The sequence below is a fragment of the Roseateles aquatilis genome (assembly GCF_002205645.1).
Lineage (GTDB): Bacteria > Pseudomonadota > Gammaproteobacteria > Burkholderiales > Burkholderiaceae_C > Roseateles > Roseateles aquatilis.
The window spans coordinates 26,181-45,143 of the sequence record NZ_NIOF01000021.1 but is presented as its reverse complement, the minus strand read 5'-3'; the positions used below and the strand labels follow the sequence as shown (position 1 = coordinate 45,143).

The window sequence follows — 18,963 nt, the reverse complement described above, 5'->3', positions numbered from 1 at the left end:
GCGCGGGCTCGGCGAGGGCGCCCGGCCGGACTGGCAGATTTTCGCCCGCGGCGGCCTTCGCGACGCCGGGTCCGGCGTGCTGGCCCGCTTCAGGCTTCGGCCTCCCACGGCAGCATCAGCGCGAGGTCCAGCAGTTGCTGGAACTGCGGCTCGAAGTGGGCCACGATGCGCTCAGGATCCGGGCACAGGCCCGCGTCGGCGATCAGGCCGAACTGCACCTGGCCGGCATAGGTCAGGATGCTGACGCCCAGGCTCATGTCGCCGGCCTGCGGCGCCCAGAACATCACCCGGTCCACCGTCGCGCCGCAGAAGCCCAGCGGCTGCGTCGGCCCTGGCACGTTGGTCATCATCGCGGTCGCCTTGCGGGACAGCGTCTTGAGCATCGCGCGCTGCGCGGCCTTCTCGACGCTGCCCGACGCCGCCAGCAACCCCAGCGCCAATGCGGGACGCAGGCTTTGCTTGAGCGCCTGCGTCTGCGCGTGCACCGCGTAGAGCCGCTTGACCGGATTGGCGATGCCCACCGGCAGCGGCAGCGGCACCATGCCGAAGCGGTTGCCCAATTGCCAGGCGCTCTCCAGCGGACGCAGATTGACGGGCACCAGCGCGCGGATCTCCTGCCCGCGCGTGTCGTCGCCGTGCGCGCGCAGGTAGGCACCGATCGCGCCGGCCACGCAACCCAGCAGCACATCGTTCACCGACACGTTCAGCGACTTGCCCACCGCCTTCACCGCGTCCAGCGCCAGCGCCGGTCCCCAGGCGACGCGCTTGGCGCGGCCCGCCTTGCCCTTGAGCCGGGTCTTCGCGTCATCGGGCGCCTCGATCAATGCGGCGGCGTCCTTCAGCACCTGCTTGCCGAGACGATCGGCCGGCGACACGTCCGCGGGCTCGGCGCCGGCCTTGGCGCGTTTTCCACCGGTCGCGCCATTCGCGGCCCTGGCGTCGTTCGCTCCCTTGGCGCCCTTGGCACGTCCCGTGGCTTCACCGTCGTCCGCGCCCTCGATCGGGCGCATCCGCTGGATCTCGCGCACGGTCCACGCGTTGATCGGCTTGACCATCGCATCGGCAAGCCATTCCGGCTCCGCGTCGACCGTGGCCGCGGCCACCCTGGCGCCCTTTTTCGTCGCCTTCGGCATGGGCGGCTCGATCCCGCCATCGGTGATCGACAGCATCACGGCGATCAGCGCGATGCCGTCGGCGATGCAATGGTGCACGCGTGCGACGAGCGCGCTGCCGCCGTCATAGTCCTCGATCAGATGCAGCATCCACAGGGGACGGTCAGCCGCCAGCGGCTGGGCCGCCAGGTCGGCGAGGCGGTCCTGCAGCGCCCGTTCCCGTGACAGGCCACGCCGCCGGGGCAGGCGCTCCGCCACGACGTGATGCGCGATGTCGACGCCTTGATCCTCGACCCAGTGCGCGCTGTCCCCGTGCTCGACGACACGCTGGCGGAAGCGAGGAAAACGCAGCAGCCGTTCGGCGACGCGCGCGCGGACGGCGTCCAGCTGGATCGCCGGCTTCAGGAACAGGATGCCGTGGATGACCATCCGGTTGGCCTCGGTGTCCAGGCGCAGCCACGCCGTGTCGACCTTGGACATCGGCTCCGCGCCCGACGGCAACACGGCGCCTTTGCCGGTCGAAGGCGTCTTCGCGGCCTCCCTGTCGGACTTGGCGGTCCCGGCTGCCTTGTCGGCCTTGAGGGACTGGATGGCCTTGGACGCCTTGCCGCGTTGCCGGGCCTCGGCATCCTTGGGCGCCTTGGCGCTCTTTGACGCCTTGGCGTCCTTGGGCAGCCTGGCGTCCTTGCGCTTGGACGACTGGCTCGGCGCGACGGCGGCGGCAGGGGTGGGCAATGCGATCTCCTGGGCGGATGGATGACGTCGGGTGGGCATGATGCGCCTTCTAGAGAGGCGACCCCATACGGAAGGCGGGCCCTGGCTGGGTAATATCGCGCCCGTCCATCCCGATTGTCACCAGGGATGCCTGCTCACCGCACTGGGAGACCTCCATGAGCCTCAAGGACCAATTCGAAGCCGCCGTCGCCGATTCCAAGAACCTGCCCGAGCGCCCCGACAACCAGACGCTGCTGAAGCTGTATGCGCTCTTCAAGCAGGCCACCAGCGGCGACGCCGACGGCGACCGCCCCGGCATGACCGACTTCGTCAACCGCGCCAAGTGGGACGCCTGGAAGGCCATCGAGGGCCAGACCAGCGACCAGGCGATGCAGAACTACATCGATCTGGTGGAAGGGCTGAAGTAAAGCCAGCGTCGCGAGCCGCGACGCCGGATGTGGAAGGGCCCCCTCTTCGAACTGAACCCGCGGCGTTGGACATCGATCCAACCGATGCGGTCAGGTCACAGGGTGGCCCTTTCGCGTTCAAGCTCAAACCGCGTCGAAACATCGACCGATCCATGGCCTTGGGCCATATGAGCGCTTGACGCGGAGCACTGTCCGCGTCGTCCCGCCTACCGCGCCAGCGCCGCCCGCCGCTCCTCCTTGGGCAGCTTGGCCAGGCGCTTCACCTCGGCGTAGAAGCGCTCCCAGTCGGAGCCCTCGCGCTCGAAGAGCCGCACGAAGTCGGGCACGAGGTCGGTGTAGCTGCCCTGGATCGCCAGCGCCGCGGTGTTCAGGCCCAGCACCCATCGGTCGTAACGCGTGTCGCCGCCCCATTGGTCGCGTTTCATCGCCTCGTAGTCGGCGCGCATCTTCGCGAAGGCCTCGATCTTGCCGGCGCGTTTCTCGTCGTCGCTGGCGGTGCTCTGGAACACTTCGCGCAGTCGGTCCCGGGTGGTCTTCAGCAATGCCTGCACCTGGTCCTGCCGCAGCCGCGACACCTCGTCCTCGCGCAGCGCCCCGGGCCGGTCGACCAGCCAGCGGGCGACACCGATCTGCTCGACCGCGGTGGCGAAGCTCTCGTTGAACGCGGTGTCGTCGTTGGCATAGGCGACCTGATGCGCCAGCTCGTGGAAGATCATCCGCGCGAGTTGCGCCTCGGGGTAGCGGATGAAGGTGTTGAGCAGCGGGTCCCCGCCCAGCCAGTTGCTCCAGCCCAGCGACGAGTACGCCGGCACGCCGTAGACATAGGGCTCGAAGCCCTCGGCGCGCAGCTTCTGCGCGAGCTCGCGCGCCTGATCCGCCTTGAAGTAGCCGCGATAGCCGGCGCAGCCCATGATCGGATAACACCAGGTGCGCAGCTGCAGGCTCAGTTCCGGCGTCGCGACGACGTTCCACACCGCCGAGCCGCGCTTGAGGTCCGCGTAGCGCCGGTAGCTGTCGTTGTCCGGCAGCTTCAGCTCCGACGACGCGTAGTTCCGGATCGACCGCGCCAGCTCCAGTTGCCGGCGCAGCGCCGGGTCCAGGTCCTTCTGGTCGAGCCACTCGTCCACCGGCCGCGCGGCCCGCACCAGCGACAGATGCCCGGACAGCGACTGTCCGTAGTACCCCAGCTGCGCGCAGCCGCCGAGCATCAGCAGCGGCACCGCGAGCAGCGCCAGCAGCCATCGTGTCGCGCGTCGATGCATGGCCCCGCTCACGCCGCCGCGACCTCGACCAGGCAGTCATAGAAGCAGGGCGCACGGCCCATGTCCGTCAGCCGCTGGTGAGTGACCTCGTTGACGTTGCGCCCGTCCGCGCCGAGCTTGCGCCACCAGATGCCCAGGCCGTGCACGACGCCGTCGCGTGCCCGCGCGCTCACGTCGAGCTTGCACCGGTAGCTGCCGCGATCGTTGAAGACGCGCACCATCTGGCCGTCCGCCAGGCCGCGCATGGCGGCGTCGCCGGCGCTCATCTCCAGGACCTGCTCGCCCTCGATGTCGCGCAGGCTCTTCACGTTGACGAAGGTGCTGTTCAGGTGGTTGCGGGCCGGCGGCGAAATCATCGCCAGCGGGTACCGCGCCGCCAGCTCGGGCGTGCTGAGGCGGCTCTCGTAGTTGGGCAGGTAGTTCGCGCCGCGCGCGTCGGCCTTGCCGCTCGCGGAAGGGAACCCGCCATCGGCGAACGGCGCCTCCGCCAGCGGCAGCTTGAACCAGCCCTGCTCGCGCAGTCGCGCCAGGTCGATGGTCCCGGCGGCGCCGTCCGCGTCGGGCCCGCCCGCGCGGAAGGCCTGCCGCAGCAGCGCCTCGTCGTCATCGTGGAAGGCCGGCTCGTCCAGGCCCATCGCCGCCGCCAGTTCGCGAAAGATCTGCGTGTTCGGCTTCGCCTCGCCGAGCGGCGCGATCGCCGGCTCGTTGACCAGCACGTCGGTGTGGCCGTAGCTGATGTGGATGTCCAGGTGCTCCAGCTGCGTCGTCGCCGGCAGCACGTAGTCGGCCAGGTCGGCCGTGTCGGTCATGAAGTGCTCCAGCACCACCGTCAGCAGGTCCGCGCGCTCGAAGCCGGCCACCACCTTCGGCGACTCCGGCGCCACGGCGACCGGGTTGCTGTTGTAGACGATCAGCGCCTCGATCCGCGGACCGAAGGTCGGCGAGGCCTCGCGCAGCAGGTCGTCGCCGATGGTGCTCATGTTGATCGTGCGCGACGGCCGGCCGCCGCGCAGATCGGGCCGCTCCAGCGCCGGGTTCTTGAACGGCGCGAACCAGCCCGAGCTCGACAGCAGCAGGCCGCCCGCGCGGTGGCGCCAGGCGCCGGTCAGGCACGGCAGCAGCGCGATCAGGCGCACCGCGTTGCCGCCGCCGCGCACCCGCTGCATGCCGTAGTTGAGCCGGATCGCCGCCGGCGCCGCTGTCGCGTAGTCGCGCGCCAGGTCGCGCACCTCGTCGGCCGTCAGGCCGCACTCGGCCGCGGTCCGCTCGGGGGTCCAGGCCAGGGCCTTGGCGCGCAGTTCTTCCCAGCCGTCGACGTGCCGGGCGATGTAGTCATGGTCCAGCCAGCCGTGGGCGATCAGCTCGTGCATCAGGCCCAGCGCCAGCGCGCCGTCGGTGCCGGGCAGCAGCGCGAGGTGCCGGTGGCACTTGTCGGCCGTCTCGGTCTTGCGCGGGTCGATGCAGATCAGCGTCGCGCCATTGCGCCTGGCCTGGTTGGCGAAGGTCCAGAAATGCAGGTTGGACGCGATCGAGTTGCTGCCCCAGATCAGGATCAGCCGGGACTCCGCGAAATGCGCCAGGTGCATGCCGACCTTGTGGCCGTAGGTCGCCGCCAGGCCCGCGCCGCCGGCCGACGCGCAGATGGTGCGGTCCAGCAAGGACGCGCCCAGCCGGTTGAAGAAGCGCCCCGCCATGGCCTCGCCCTGCAGCAGGCCCATGGTGCCGGCATAGCTGTAGGGCAGGATGGCCCGCGGGTCGCGCGCCGCGATGGCCCGCAGCCGGCCGGCGATCTCGCCCAGCGCCTGCGCCCAGGTGATGCGTTCGAAACGGGGCGGCTCGTGCTTGGCGCTGACCCGCTTGAGCGGATGCAGCACCCGCTCGGCGTGGTACGTGCGCTCCGGATAACGCGAGACCTTGGTGCACAGCGCGCCGTGGGTGCTGGGATGGTCCGGCTGGCCTTGCACCTTCACGACCCGCCCGTCCTCGACGGTGACGCGCAGCGCGCAGGTGTCGGGGCAGTCGTGCGGGCACGCGCCCTTGACGATCCGGATGCCGGACCCGGCGGCCTGTGGTGCGAGGTTCACGGGAGCTTCTGAGACGGCGGACGACATGCGGCACTATTGCACAGGCGCCACACCCTTGCGATTTCTTACCCGACGAGGCGACAGGCGGATGCGCATCAACCGCTAAGCTCGCGCGCCAGGAGGCCGAAATCGTGTCGTGTCGAGCCTCCGGCGCGTCCGCACTGCACTGGCGTCGCGCACCAGAACCATCGCACTCCCGGGAGCCCCTCTTGCATCGCCGCACACTCCTCGCCTCCGTCAGCGCCCTCGGCGCGATCGCCGCCCTGCCCGCCGCCGTCCGCGCCCAGGAGCGTCGCCGCCTGGTGCTTGGCCAGTCGGTGCCGCTGACCGGCGCCGCCGCGCAGTTGGGCATCCAGATGCAGGCCGGCGCGAAGCTGTTCTTCGACGCCCAGAACGCCGCCGGCGGCATCAACGGCACGACCATCGAGCTGCGCACGATGGACGACGGCTACGAGCCCGACCGCTGCAAGGCCAACACCGAGAAGTTCATCGGCGACGAGGTGTTCGCGCTGTTCGGCTACGTCGGCACGCCGACCTCGCTGGCCGCGCTGCCGCTGATCAACCAGAACAAGATCCCGTTCGTCGCGCCGCTGACCGGCGCCGAGTCGCTGCGCGATCCGTTCAGCCCCTGGGTCTATCACATCCGCGCGTCCTATTACGACGAGACCGCGCTGATCGTGAAGCAGCTGACCCAGCTCGGCCTGATGCGCATCTCCGTCTTCCATCAGAACGACGCCTACGGCAAGGCCGGCCTGGACGGCGTGGTGCGCGCGATGAAGCCGCTGGCGATCCAGCCGCAGGCCATCTCCACCGTGGAGCGCAACAGCGTCGACGTCGCCAAGGCGGTCAAGGACCTGGTCTCCACCGGCTCGCCGCCCGAGGCCATCGTGATGGTCAGCGCCTACAAGAGCTGCGCCGCCTTCATCCGAGCCGCCCGCAAGGCCGGGTACGGCGGCGTGTTCTACAACGTGTCCTTCGTCGGCACGCAGGCGCTGCTGGATGAATTGGGACCGGACGCGATGGGCGTGGTCGTCAGCCAGGTGATGCCCTACCCGTTCGGCGCCGGCATCGGCGTGGTCCAGGAATACCAGGCCGCCGCCACCAAGGCCGGCCAGAAGTTCAACTACACCGCCATCGAGGGCTTCATCGCCGCCAAGGTGATCAGCGAGGGCATCCGCCGCATGGCCCGCCCCAGCCGCGACGGCCTGGTGGCCGCGCTGGACAGCCTGCAGAACTTCAACGTCGGCGGCTTCAACGTCGCCTTCCGGCCCAACAAGCACATCGGCTCGTCCTTCGTCGAGCTGTCGATGCTGACCAACGATGGCCGCGTCCGGCGCTGAACGGCCGCCGGGCGCCCGCCGCCCGGCCCCATCGAGGGCATGGCCGCGGCGCTGCGTCGATCCGGGGCCACGGGTACACTCGTCCGACATCAGCGGCGCCGCCGTGAGCGGCGCCGCGGCTTTTTCGGCGGCGCCCTTGCCGGCGCCGCGGCCCTCGCGGCAAGCCCGACGCGCTGTCGCGACGACTTCGGAGTGCCCGCACCATGAAGCTGATCGAACCCATCCTGGCCGACGCCCCGGCCATCGCCGCGCTGCGACGCGACCTGCACGCCCATCCGGAGCTGTGCTTCCACGAGGACCGCACCTCCGACCTGATCGCCAGGACGCTGACCGAATGGGGCATCCCCATCCACCGCGGCCTGGGCAAGACCGGCGTCGTCGGCATCATCAAGGGTCGCGACAGCGACCGCACGCTGGGTCTGCGCGCCGACATCGACGCGCTGCCGATGACCGAGCACAACACCTTCCCCCACGCCAGCAAGCACCCCGGCAAGATGCACGCGTGTGGCCATGACGGCCACACCGCGATGCTGCTGGCCGCCGCGAAGCACCTGGCCGCCCATCGCGATTTCGACGGCACCGTGTACGTCGTCTTCCAGCCGGCCGAGGAAGGCGGCGGCGGCGCCCGCGAGATGATCAAGGACGGCCTGTTCAAGCGGTTCCCGATGGAGGCGATGTTCGGCATTCACAACTGGCCGGGCATGGCCGCCGGGCAGTTCGCGCTGAAGTCCGGACCCGTCTTCGCCTCCAGCAACGAGTTCAAGATCGTCATCAAGGGCAAGGGCGCGCACGGCGCGATGCCGCACCTGGGGTCCGATCCGGTCGTCGTCGCGGCGCACCTGGTGCAGGCCTTCCAGACCGTCATCACGCGCAACAAGCGGCCGATCGACGCGGGCGTGATCTCGGTGACGATGATCCATGCCGGCGAGGCCACCAACGTCATCCCCGACAGCTGCGAACTGCAGGGCACCGTCCGCACCTTCACGCTGGAGACGCTGGACCTGATCGAGCGCCGCATGCGCACCATCACCGAGGCGACCGGCGAGGCCTTCGAGGTCCAGTGCGAGTTCTCCTTCCACCGCAACTACCCGCCCACGATCAACCATCCCGCCGAGACCGAGTTCGTCCGCGGCGTGCTGACCGAGATGCTGGGCGCCAGGAACGTGCAGGAGTTCGAGCCCACCATGGGCGCCGAGGACTTCAGCTACTACCTGCAGGACGTCCCCGGCTGCTATTTCCTGATCGGCAACGGCGACGGCACGCACCGCGACGGCGGCCACGGCCTGGGGCCCTGCATGCTGCACAACCCGAGCTACGACTTCAACGACGAACTGATCCCGCTGGGCGGCTCGATGTGGGTCCGCCTGGTCGACGCCTGGTTCAAGCAGCCACGCCCGGTCAAGACCTGACCCCGCCCGCGGCGCGCGATCGCGCGCCGCTTCCCTTCCCCCGACGCCAGCACCCGCACGCCCGATGACCGCCCCCACGACCGACGACCCGCAACACATCGCCCTCCAGGACACGCACCGCTGGGTGCAGCGCGCGGTGATCGGGCTGAACCTGTGCCCGTTCGCCAAGAGCGTCGAGGTCAATCAGCGGCTGCGCATCGTGGTCAGCCCGGCGCGCACGCCGGAAGACCTGCTGGCGGAACTGGCGCGCGAGCTGCTCGCGCTGCGCCGCACCGATCCCGAGGACATCGAGACCACGCTGGTGGTCCACCCCTGGGTGCTGAACGACTTCCTGGACTTCAACGATTTCCTCGGCGCCGCCGACGCGCTGGTCGAGGACCTGGAACTGGACGGCATCCTGCAGGTCGCGAGCTTCCACCCGGACTACCAGTTCGAGGGCACCGAGCCGGATGACGTGGACAACCTCAGCAACCGCTCGCCCTATCCGACGCTGCACTTGCTGCGCGAGGAAAGCATCGAACGCGCCGTCGAGTCCATGCCCGACACCGACGCGATCTACGAGGCCAACATCGACACGCTGCGCCGCATCGGCCGCAAGGGCTGGAACGCGCTGGACCTGGACGCCCGGCTGCCGCTGGCGTCCCGGGTGACGCGCGAGGACTGATCGCCGCGCACGCCCGCCAGCGCGCGAGGCGCGGCGGACCGATGTCCTGATTTGACCGCGACTGGTCCGGCGGCGGCGCGACGGATCGCCGCCCGGCCGGCACGATGGCACCCATCAACCACCGATGGAGCCTCGTGATGACCGCAGCCGTTCTCGACACCACCGCCCCTGCGCCGGACACCGCCGTCCTGCTGATCGACGTGCAGGAGTCCTTCCGCCATCGCCCCTACTGGGACGCGGCCAGCTTCCCCGCCTATCTGGAGCGCACCAACGCGCTGCTCGACGGCGCCGCGGCGCGCGGGCTGCCGGTCGTGCGCATCCTCCACACCGACGGCCCGGAGACGGCGGAAAACCCGTTCTCGCGGGTCAGCGGCCATGTGCGCCCGATCGACGGCCTGGCGCAGGTACCGATCGCGGCGGAATTCCTCAAGCGCCGCCACAGCGCGCTGGTCGGCACCGGCCTGTCGGTGTGGCTGGTCGAGCACGGCATCCGCCGCTTGATCGTCGCCGGCCTGCGCACTGAGCAGTGCTGCGAGACGACCACCCGCCACGCCAGCGACGAAGGCTGGTCCGTCGACTATGTGACCGAGGCGACGCACACTTTCCCCATCCCGCACGCCAGCGGCGCCGTCGTCGGCGTGGAGGCCCTGAAGCAGCGCACCGAGGTCGCGCTGCAGGACCGCTTCGCGCAGATCTGCACCGTGGAGCAGGCGCTGGATCGCGCCGCCGCCGGCAGGGCCGCCCGGACCGTCGCGTCGGCCTGAGCGCATACTGGCGCGATGTCCATTTCCGACGCCGCCATGGCCGAGGCCCCTGTTTCCGACGCCTCGATTGCCGGTCTTGATGCCGAAGGCGCCGATGGCGCGCCCGTCGATGTCTGGATGCTGGTCGAGCGGCACACGCTGCTGCTCGACCTCGCCGGCGCGGCCGAGGCGCTGCGTCTGGCCAACCAGGCGCTGCGCCGCCGCGACGCGCCGGAGGCCTTCCGGCTGCGGTACTGCGGCGCGAGCACCGAGGCGCTCAGCTCGATCGGCTTGACCCTGGGCGCGCTGGAGCCGCTGCCAGTGCTGGGCGCGCGCGACTGGCTGGTCCTGAGCGGACGCCGCCACGCGCATCCGGACGATCCGGGACCAAGCAGCGCGGACCGCGCCGAGGCGTTGCGCATCGAGCGCTGGCTGCACCGCGAGGGCGGCGCGTTGCTGGCCGGCGGACAAGGCCGGCTGCTGAGCATCTGCGCCGGCGCGCTGCTGGCGGCCCGCGCGGGCCTGCTGGACGGCCGTCGCTGCACGACGCATCACGAGGCGCTCGACGCCTTGCGCGCGGCCGCGCCACGCGCGGACGTCCAGGCCAACCGCGTGTTCGTGCTCGACGGCCCACTGGCCAGCAGCGCCGGCATCACCGCCGGCATCGACCTGGTGCTGGCACTGATCGCCGAGCATTGCGGCGAGGCGATCGCCGCCTCGGTCGCGCAGGTGATGGTCGTCTACCTGCGCCGCGGCGCGCAGGACCCGGAGCTCTCGCCGATGCTGGCCCACCGCCATCACCTGCACCCGGCGCTGCACCGCGTGCAAGACGCGATCTGCGCCGACCCGCGCGCGGACTGGAGCCTGGCGCGCATGGCCGGTATCGGGCACGTCACGCCCCGCCACCTGACCCGGCTCTTCACCCAGCACGGCGGCACCACGCCACTGGACTACCTGCGCGCGATCCGGCTGGAACTCGCCCGGCGCGAGATCGAACGCGGCGCCCGCCCCGTCCAGGCGGCGCTGGCGGCCGGATTCAGTTCCGACCAGCAACTGCGCCGGACCCGCCGGCGCCTGGCAAGCGCCGCGTGATTCCCGCCGCGGGTCCCCCGTGGCGGCGCCTGCGCCGCGGCTGGCTGTGATCGGCCCGACCACTCATCCTTAGCACAATCCGCATAAATCCAAGTCAAGCGGGTTTCGCGGAGTTCTGTTAACTTGCGCGCCCACAACGAATAAGGAGCGGGTTTTGAGCGATTGGCTGCAGCGACTGGAGGCTCTGGACACGGCACGACTGGCGGGCATGCGCCGCGGTGTCGAGAAGGAAAGCCTGCGCGCCCAGCCGACCGGCGCCACGCTGGCGCTGACGCCGCATCCGACGGCGCTGGGCTCCGCGTTGACGCACGAGACCGTCACCACCGACTTCAGCGAATCGCAACTCGAGCTGATCACCGGCGTTCATGCCTCGGCCGAGGATTGCGTGCGGCAGCTCACCGAGATCCATCAGGCCGTGCACCGCAGCATCGGCGACGAGCTGATGTGGGCGTCCAGCATGCCCTGTCGGCTGCCGGCCGACGAGACCATCCCCATCGGCCGCTACGGCGCGTCCAACATCGGCCGCGCCAAGAGCGTCTACCGCATGGGCCTGGGCCACCGCTACGGCCGGCGCATGCAGACGATCTCCGGCATCCACTACAACTGGTCGCTGCCGGGGCTGGACAACACGGACCACTTCGCGCTGATCCGCAACTTCCGCCGCCATTCCTTCCTGTTGCTGACGCTGTTCGGCGCGTCGCCGGCGCTGTGCGCCAGCTTCGTCGCGGGCCGCGACCACGGCCTGCAGCCGCTGGGCGACGGCACGCTGCACATGCCGCACGGCACCTCGCTGCGGATGGGCCGGCTCGGTTATCAAAGCGACGCGCAGTCGTCGCTCTCGGTCAGCTACAACAGCCTGGACGGCTATGCCGCCTCGCTGCAGGACGCGCTGACGCGTCCTTATGCGGCCTACGAGAAGGTCGGCATCATCAATCCGGGCGGCGAGTACAACCAGCTCTCGACCACGCTGCTGCAGATCGAGAACGAGTTCTACGGCGCCATCCGCCCCAAGCGCACGATCCGCTCGGGGGAACGCCCGCTGCATGCGCTGCGCGAGCGCGGTGTCGAGTACATCGAGGTCCGCTGCATGGACCTGGACCCGTTCGAGCCGGTCGGCATCGCCGCCGGCACGATGCGTTTCCTGGACATCTTCCTGCTGCACTGCTGGCTGACCGACAGCCCGGACGACACGCCCGAGGAACTGGGCGCGCTGGCCCGCAACCAGCATCGCACCGCCTCCGCGGGCCGCGAGCCTGGCCTGATGCTGGAACGCCGCGGCGGCGAGATCGCGCTGCGCGACTGGGGCAGCGAGTTGCTGGCGGACTTCGCGCCGATCGCCGACAAGCTGGACGCGGCGCTGGGCGGCACGCCGTACCGCGAGGCGCTGGCGCTGGCGGTCGAGCGCTGGAGCGCGCCGGACCAGTTGCCGTCGGCCCGCGTGCTCGCCGCGATGAAGGCCAGGCACGCGTCGTCGCACCTGGACTTCGTCGCCGCGCAGTCCGTCATCGCGCGCCGCGAAGTGCTGGCGCAGCCGATGTCCGAGGCGTTGATGGAGCGCTTCGCCAAGTCCGCGCAGAACTCGCTGGACGCGCAGGCGGCCATCGAGGCCGCCGACACGATGGACTTCGAGTCCTTCCGGCAGCGCTACCTGGAGCCCACTCAACTGCGCGGCTGAGCCCCGCGCAAGCGCGGGACCGCGCCGCTCAGCCCGGCAGCGTCGAGCTGCGCAGCTCGTCGTGGCGCTTCTGCAGTTCCTGGCGCAGCTTCTTGCGCTCGATCGCCGCCTCGAAGCGGCGTTTTTCGTCCGGCGTGGCCGGCGTCAGCGGCGGCACCGGCACGGGCCGGCCGTCCTCGCCCACCGCCACCATCGTGAAGAAGCAGCTGTTGGCATGCCGCACCACCTGGTCGCGGATGTTCTCGGTGACGACCTTGATGCCGATCTCCATCGACGACGTGCCGGTGTGGTTCACCGAGGCCAGGAAGCTGACCAGCTCGCCGACGTGGATGGGCTGGCGGAACATCACCTGGTCGACCGACAGCGTCACCGTGTAGCGCCCGGCGTACCGACTGGCACAGGCGTAGGCGACCTGGTCGAGCAGTTTCAGGACGGTGCCGCCATGCACGTTGCCGGAGAAATTGGCCATGTCGGGCGTCATCAGCACCGTCATCGTCAGCTGGTGGGAAGGCAGGTCCATGCGATGGGGGGATCCGGCGGCGGGATCGCGGAGTGAAGGGAGCGGTCGCGATGGTGCCAGACTCCGCGCGCCGCGGCATCCCGCGATGGCATGGCGTGGCGTGCCTGTGCTCTCTCTCGTCTCTCTCTTCCGGAGCTTGCCGCTGACACGCGGGTCGGTTAGGGTCCGCGTCAGGAGGGTCCGATGGTCCAGCAGTCCAACATCGCCGACACGCGCGGCGCCCAGATGTTCCCCACGCTCGGCGTCGCCGACATCGCGCGGGTGGCCCGCTTCGGCCGTTTCCGGCGCTTCTCCCAGGGCGAATGGGTCGTGCGCACCGGCGAGTCCGGCATCGGCATGATGCTGATCCTCAGCGGCGAGGTCTCGATCACGCAGCGCGACAGCCTCGGCCACGTGTCGCCGATCCACCGCCACGGCCCCGGCGGCTTCATGGGCGAGGTCGGCCAGCTCAGCGGCCGGCCCTCGCTGGTGGACGGCCTGGCCGAGAGCGAGGTCGAGGCCGTCGAGGTCACGCCGCCGCAGCTGCGCGCGCTGCTGATCGCCGAGGCCGACCTGGGCGAGCGTCTGACCCGCGCCTTCATCCTGCGCCGCGTCGGCCTGATCGAAGCGGGCGCCAGCGGCGCGACCCTGATCGGCCACGGCAAGTCCGGCGCGGTGATGCGGCTGCGCAGCTTCCTGGGCCGCAACGGCTTCCCGCACCAGTTGCTGGAGCCGGACCAGAACGACGACGCCCGCACCATCGCCGCCCAGTACATGACCGAGGGCGTGGAGCTGCTCGTCGTCTGCCCGGGCGGCGAAGTGCTGGTCGACCCCAGCGACGAGGAAGTCGCCCGCTGCATGGGCATCGTCGACTCCAGGGAGCGCCACGAGCTCTACGACGTCGCCATCGTTGGCGCCGGGCCGGCGGGGCTCTCGGCGGCCGTGTACGCCGCGTCCGAGGGACTGTCGGTGCTGGTGCTGGACTGCCGCGCCTACGGCGGCCAGGCGGGCGCGAGTTCGCGCATCGAGAACTACCTCGGCTTCCCGACCGGCATTTCCGGCCAGGCGCTGGCGGGACGGGCCTTCGTCCAGGCCCAGAAGTTCGGCGCGGACATGCTCATTCCCGCCAAGGTCACCCGCATGAGCTGCGAGCGTCAGGGCGAGCAGGACGAGCTGCGCCTGTCCCTGGAAGACGGGCGCAGCGTGCGCGCGCGCACCGCGGTGATCGCCACCGGCGCGCGCTATCGGCGCCCGGAGATCGAGGAACTGCCGCGCTTCGAGGGTCGCGGCATCTGGTACTGGGCTTCCCCGATCGAGGCCCGCATCTGCAGCCGCCAGACGGTGGTGCTGGTGGGCGGCGGCAATTCGGCCGGGCAGGCGGCGGTCTATCTCGCCAACCACGCGGCCAAGGTGATCATGCTGATCCGCGGCCCGGGGCTGGCGGCGACGATGTCGCGTTACCTGATCGACCGCATCCAAAGCACCGCCAACATCGAGTTGCTGCCGCATCAAGAGCTCTGCCGGCTGGAGGGCGGCGGCGCGCTGGAGGCCGTTTGCTGGCGCGACCGCCGCAACGGGCAGGAGCGCCGGCTGGCGGTGCAGCACCTGTTCATGTTCATCGGCGCCGAGCCGGAAACCGGCGTGATCGCCGAGTGCGGACTGGAGCTGGACCCGGCCGGTTTCATCATCACCGGGCGCGCCTGCGCCTGCCCGTTGGCGGAGCACAAGCCGGAACCGCTCGAATCCAGCATCCCGGGCGTGTTCGCGGTCGGCGACGTGCGTTCGGGCTCGGTCAAGCGCGTCGGCGGCGCGATCGGCGAAGGCGCGCAAGTGGTGGCCAGCATCCACCAGTACCTGGCCCGCCAGGATGCGGCGCGCGTCGAACACCTCGCACAAAGCGCCCGGAACGCGCCCGCGGGCGCCGTCGCCTGATCCCTTCCTCGCGCCGGAACGCGACCCACGCCGTGAGCGCTGGCTCACCGGCAAGCGCTCGCCCGCGCGTCGCCTGACCTCGCATCGCCACGGACCGCCGCGCGTCCCGCCACGGCGCGACCGTTGCGTGGATCCGACCGTCCGGCCCCAAACCCCTCGTTTACGGTTGCGCTACCAACCCGGAGCGGCGCTTGATCATAAAATGCGAATCATTGTTATTTAGACCCGCGACACCGCCGATGCTGTCTCACGAATCTCGCCGCCTGTGGACCTGGCCCCTCGCGCTGGGGGTGCTGAGCGCCTCCGGCCTGCTGTCCGCGCTGGTGTCCGACGACTGGGGCGATGTCTGGTCGTGGGTCGCGCTGGGCGTGCCGGTACTGCTGATCGCGTGGCACAGCTGGCGTCCGCGTCGCGCGCGCTGACGCGCCGCCGGTTCCGCTCGACGACGTCCGTTTTTCCGCCTTGTCCCTGCGCTCCCCGCTTCCGTTTCCTTCTCCCCAGGAAGAACTCCCAAGGTCCCCGCCATGCATTACCCCGTTCCGCGCCCGCTGGCGCTCTCCATCGCCCTGGGCCTGCTGAGCCTGTCCGCCGCCGCCCAGCAGGCCGACGCGCCCGCCAAGGGCAACAACAGCCCGGACGTCGGCACGCTGCCGGTGGTCACCGTCAGCGCGACGGCGGATGCCAAGGGCCTGTCGCCCGCCTACGCCGGCGGCCAGGTCGCGCGCGGCGGCCGCGCCGGCATCCTGGGCACGAAGGACAACCTCGACACGCCCTTCAGCATCACCGCCTACACCAACGACCTGATCCAGGACCGCCAGGCCAGGAGCGTCGCCGAGGTGCTGCAGAACGACCCGGGCGTGCGCGTGGCCCGCGGCTTCGGCAACTTCCAGGAGACCTACTTCATCCGCGGCTTCATCCTGAATTCGGACGACGTGGCCTACAACGGCCTCTACGCGCTGCTGCCGCGCCAGTACATCGCGTCGGAGCTGTTCGAGCGCGTCGAAATGCTGCGCGGCGCGTCCGCCTTCCTGATGGGCGCCAGCCCCAACGGCAGCGGCCTGGGCGGCAACATCAACCTGTTGCCCAAGCGCGCCCCGGTCGAGGCGCTGACCCGCGTCACGCTCAATGCCGGCAGCGGCTCGGCGGGCGGCGCCGCGCTGGACGTGGCGCGTCGCTTCGGTCCGGACAAGGCCACCGGCGTGCGCTTCAACGCCGCCTACCGCGACGGCGGCACCTCGGTCGACGACGAGAAGGCCAGGACCGGCGTCGCCGCGCTCGGCCTGGACTGGCGCAACCGCGACGTCCGTCTGTCCGGCGACATCGGCTGGCAGGACAACCGCCTCCAGCGCACCCGCCCCAGCGTCACCGTGGCCGGCCTGACCGCCATGCCGGCGCTGCCCGACACCCAGGCCAACTTCGCCCAGCCCTGGACCTACTCCAACGAGCGCGACGTCTTCGGCACCGTCCGCGGCGAATGGGACCTCGGCGACGCCGTCACCGCCTGGGCCGCCTACGGCATGCGCCGCACGCACGAGGAGAACCGCCTCGCCAACATGACGGTGACCAACGCGTCGACCGGCGCCGGCACCTTCTACCGCTTCGACAACGCCCGCAAGGACAGCGTCGACACCGGCGAGCTCGGCTTGCGCGGCAAGCTCCGGACCGGCGCCGTCGGGCATGAATGGGTGGTCTCGGCGGCGGTGTTCGCGCTGGACACCAAGAACGGCTACGCGATGGACTTCGGCAACCTGCAGGCGACCAACCTGTACACGCCGACGGTGTCGGCGCTGCCGGCGTTCTCGCCCAACGTCTACATCGGCAACAGCTTCGACGCCCCGGCGCTCAACACCCGGGTGCGCACCCGCAGCGTGGCGATCGGCGACACGCTGTCCTTCCTGGACGACCAGTTCTTGCTGACGCTGGGCCTGCGGCACCAGACGCTCAAGCAGGACAACGTCGCGCCCAAGGTGCAATGGACCTTCGGCAGCTCGCCCGGCGGCACCGTCACCACCTATGACCAGGGCAAGACCAGCCCCGTGGTCGGCACCGTGTTCAAGGCGACGAAGCAAGTGTCGGTCTACGCCAACTACATCGAAGGCCTGAACAAGGGCGACAGCCTGCCGGCCCAGGACGGCTTCCCGGCGCGCGACCTGGCGCCCTACGCCTCCAGGCAGAAGGAAGTCGGCGTCAAGTACGACGGCGGCCGGCTGGGTCTCGGCGCCGCGTTCTTCAGCACGGACAAGCCGCGCGCGCTGCAGTCGCAAGCACAGGCGCAAGGCGAGGACCGCCATCGCGGCGTCGAGCTGACCGCCTTCGGCGAAGCCGCGCGCGGATTGAAACTGCTTGGCGGCCTGACCTTCCTGGACGCCAAGCAGCACGACACCGGCGTAGCCGCCACCGAAGGCAAGCGCACGCTGGGCATCCCGCGCGCGCAGGGCAACGTGGGCCTGGAGTGGGAAGTGGCGGGCGTGTCCGGCCTGGCGCTGGACGCGCGCGTCGTGCACACGGGCAAGGTCTTCGCAGACAGCGCCAACACGCTGAGCGTGCCCGCCTGGGTCCGCCTGGACGCCGGCGCCCGCTACCTGGTCGAGGTGCAGGGCACGCTGCTGACGCTGCGGGCCCGCGTGGACAACCTGACCAACCGCAAGTACTGGGCCTCGGCCGGAGGATCGCCGGACCAGAGTTACCTGGTCGTGGGCATGCCGCGCTCGTTCAACCTGAGCGTCAGCGCCGACTTCTGATCGCCGACGGACCGCCGACGCCAACCGCCACGAGGACGATCCCATGCTCAGCTCGCGCGCCATCCGGATCTGGACCTGGCTCCACAAATGGACCAGCCTGATCTGCACGCTGTTCATGCTGCTGCTGTGCCTGACCGGCCTGCCGCTGATCTTTCATCACGAGATCGGCCACCTGCTGGGCGACGAGGTCGAGGCGCCGATGCTGCCGGCCGCGATGGACGGGCAGCGCGTCAGCCTGGACGTCATGGCCCGGGCCGCCAACGCGCAGCATCCGGACATGGTGATCCAGTTCGCCGGCGAGAACGAGGTCGATCCCCGCCTGTGGTGGTTCACGCTCGCCCCGACCCCGGCGCCGACGGATAACTTCAAGTCCGTCGCCGTCGACGCGCGCACCGGCCAGGTGGTGCGGGAGTACCGCGTCGGCGAGGGCTTCATGGACCTGATGCTGCGCCTGCATGTGGACATGTTCGCGGGCCTGCCGGGCAAGCTGTTCCTCGGGCTGATGGGCCTGCTGCTGCTGATCGCGCTGGTCAGCGGCGTGATGCTGTACGCGCCGTTCATGCGCAAGCTGGACTTCGGCGAAGTGCGCAAGGACCGCTCGACGCGCGTGAAATGGCTGGACCTGCACAACCTGATCGGCATCGTGACGCTGGTGTGGTGCTTCGTCGTGGGCGCGACCGGGATGATCAACACCTGGGCCGAGCTGCTGGTGCAGTACTGGCAATACGACAAGGTCTCCGCGCTGCTGGCGCCCTACAAGGACCAGCCCCTGCTGATCGCCGCCGAGCGCGGCCCGTTGCAGGCCGCGATGGACACCGCCATGCATCACGGCGCCAACCGCAAGGTCTCGTTCATCGCCTTCCCGGGCACGTCGTTCTCCAGCCCGCACCACAACACCTTCTTCCTGAAGGGTGCGACGCCGCTGACGTCCAGGCTGCTGCAACCGTTGCTGATCGACGCCAGGACCGCCCAACTGACGGCGGCGCCCGAGCTGCCCTGGTACCTGACGGGCTTGCTGGTGTCGCAGCCGCTGCACTTCGGCGACTACGGCGGCATGCCAATGAAGATCCTCTGGGCGCTGCTGGACATCGCGACGATCGTGGTGCTCGGCAGCGGCCTGTACCTGTGGATCCGCAAGCCGCAAGGCGCGCGCAAGGGCACCCGACCGGGTGTCCGCGCCGCCGATGCCGACACGGACGCCCGGGACGAGACCAAGGACCCCGAAGCCGCGGCCGCCTGATCGCCAGCCCGCCCCCTCCACGAACCGC

General features: G+C 70.3%; 15 protein-coding genes. 11 read left to right on the top strand and 4 right to left on the bottom strand.

The window, feature by feature from the left end:
• Positions 1-89 precede the first annotated feature (89 nt).
• Complete coding sequence (locus CDN99_RS26405; protein ID WP_238139718.1) at positions 90-1,886, bottom strand: wax ester/triacylglycerol synthase family O-acyltransferase; 1,797 nt, start codon at positions 1,884-1,886, stop codon at positions 90-92.
• A gap of 116 nt (positions 1,887-2,002) precedes the next feature.
• On the opposite strand from CDN99_RS26405, the gene CDN99_RS26400 reads away from it, so the two are divergent.
• Positions 2,003-2,254, top strand: a complete 252-nt coding sequence (locus CDN99_RS26400) for an acyl-CoA-binding protein (RefSeq protein WP_088388458.1) — start codon at positions 2,003-2,005, stop codon at positions 2,252-2,254.
• 206 nt (positions 2,255-2,460) lie between these two features.
• Here the strand turns inward: CDN99_RS26400 and CDN99_RS26395 are convergent, their stop codons facing one another.
• Positions 2,461-3,516, bottom strand: coding sequence for an aminopeptidase (locus CDN99_RS26395; protein WP_088388456.1), 1,056 nt, complete (start codon positions 3,514-3,516; stop codon positions 2,461-2,463).
• A gap of 8 nt (positions 3,517-3,524) precedes the next feature.
• The gene (locus CDN99_RS26390; RefSeq protein ID WP_088388454.1) at positions 3,525-5,627 is read right to left on the bottom strand and encodes a molybdopterin-containing oxidoreductase family protein; all 2,103 of its coding nucleotides are present in this window, start codon (positions 5,625-5,627) and stop codon (positions 3,525-3,527) included.
• A 182-nt stretch (positions 5,628-5,809) separates the two neighbouring features.
• On the opposite strand from CDN99_RS26390, the gene CDN99_RS26385 reads away from it, so the two are divergent.
• From CDN99_RS26385 to gshA, 6 genes are all read left to right on the top strand, one after another.
• Positions 5,810-6,940, top strand: coding sequence for an ABC transporter substrate-binding protein (locus CDN99_RS26385; RefSeq protein WP_088388452.1), 1,131 nt, complete (start codon positions 5,810-5,812; stop codon positions 6,938-6,940).
• A 203-nt stretch (positions 6,941-7,143) separates the two neighbouring features.
• A complete protein-coding gene (locus CDN99_RS26380) occupies positions 7,144-8,349 on the top strand; it encodes a M20 aminoacylase family protein (protein ID WP_088388450.1) in 1,206 nt (401 codons plus the stop codon).
• A 64-nt stretch (positions 8,350-8,413) separates the two neighbouring features.
• Complete coding sequence (locus tag CDN99_RS26375; RefSeq protein ID WP_088388448.1) at positions 8,414-9,013, top strand: DUF1415 domain-containing protein; 600 nt, start codon at positions 8,414-8,416, stop codon at positions 9,011-9,013.
• 137 nt (positions 9,014-9,150) lie between these two features.
• Positions 9,151-9,777: a cysteine hydrolase family protein gene (locus CDN99_RS26370; protein WP_088388446.1), complete on the top strand. Its 627-nt coding sequence runs from the start codon at positions 9,151-9,153 to the stop codon at positions 9,775-9,777.
• Positions 9,778-9,792: 15 nt separating this feature from the next.
• Positions 9,793-10,848: a GlxA family transcriptional regulator gene (locus tag CDN99_RS26365; RefSeq protein WP_238139716.1), complete on the top strand. Its 1,056-nt coding sequence runs from the start codon at positions 9,793-9,795 to the stop codon at positions 10,846-10,848.
• Positions 10,849-11,002: 154 nt separating this feature from the next.
• Positions 11,003-12,523, top strand: coding sequence for a glutamate--cysteine ligase (gene gshA / locus CDN99_RS26360; RefSeq protein ID WP_088388444.1), 1,521 nt, complete (start codon positions 11,003-11,005; stop codon positions 12,521-12,523).
• 28 nt (positions 12,524-12,551) lie between these two features.
• Here the strand turns inward: gshA and CDN99_RS26355 are convergent, their stop codons facing one another.
• Positions 12,552-13,043, bottom strand: a complete 492-nt coding sequence (locus CDN99_RS26355; protein ID WP_088388442.1) for an acyl-CoA thioesterase — start codon at positions 13,041-13,043, stop codon at positions 12,552-12,554.
• 183 nt (positions 13,044-13,226) lie between these two features.
• Between CDN99_RS26355 and CDN99_RS26350 the strand changes: the two genes are divergently transcribed.
• From CDN99_RS26350 to CDN99_RS26335, 4 genes are all read left to right on the top strand, one after another.
• Positions 13,227-14,954 (top strand): FAD-dependent oxidoreductase, encoded by a 1,728-nt coding sequence (locus CDN99_RS26350; protein WP_088388440.1) that lies wholly within the window; start codon positions 13,227-13,229, stop codon positions 14,952-14,954.
• Positions 14,955-15,193: 239 nt separating this feature from the next.
• Complete coding sequence (locus tag CDN99_RS26345) at positions 15,194-15,376, top strand: hypothetical protein (RefSeq protein WP_238139715.1); 183 nt, start codon at positions 15,194-15,196, stop codon at positions 15,374-15,376.
• Positions 15,377-15,478: 102 nt separating this feature from the next.
• The gene (locus CDN99_RS26340; protein WP_088388438.1) at positions 15,479-17,695 is read left to right on the top strand and encodes a TonB-dependent receptor; all 2,217 of its coding nucleotides are present in this window, start codon (positions 15,479-15,481) and stop codon (positions 17,693-17,695) included.
• A gap of 43 nt (positions 17,696-17,738) precedes the next feature.
• Positions 17,739-18,935: a PepSY-associated TM helix domain-containing protein gene (locus tag CDN99_RS26335; RefSeq protein WP_088388436.1), complete on the top strand. Its 1,197-nt coding sequence runs from the start codon at positions 17,739-17,741 to the stop codon at positions 18,933-18,935.
• Positions 18,936-18,963: the final 28 nt, after the last annotated feature.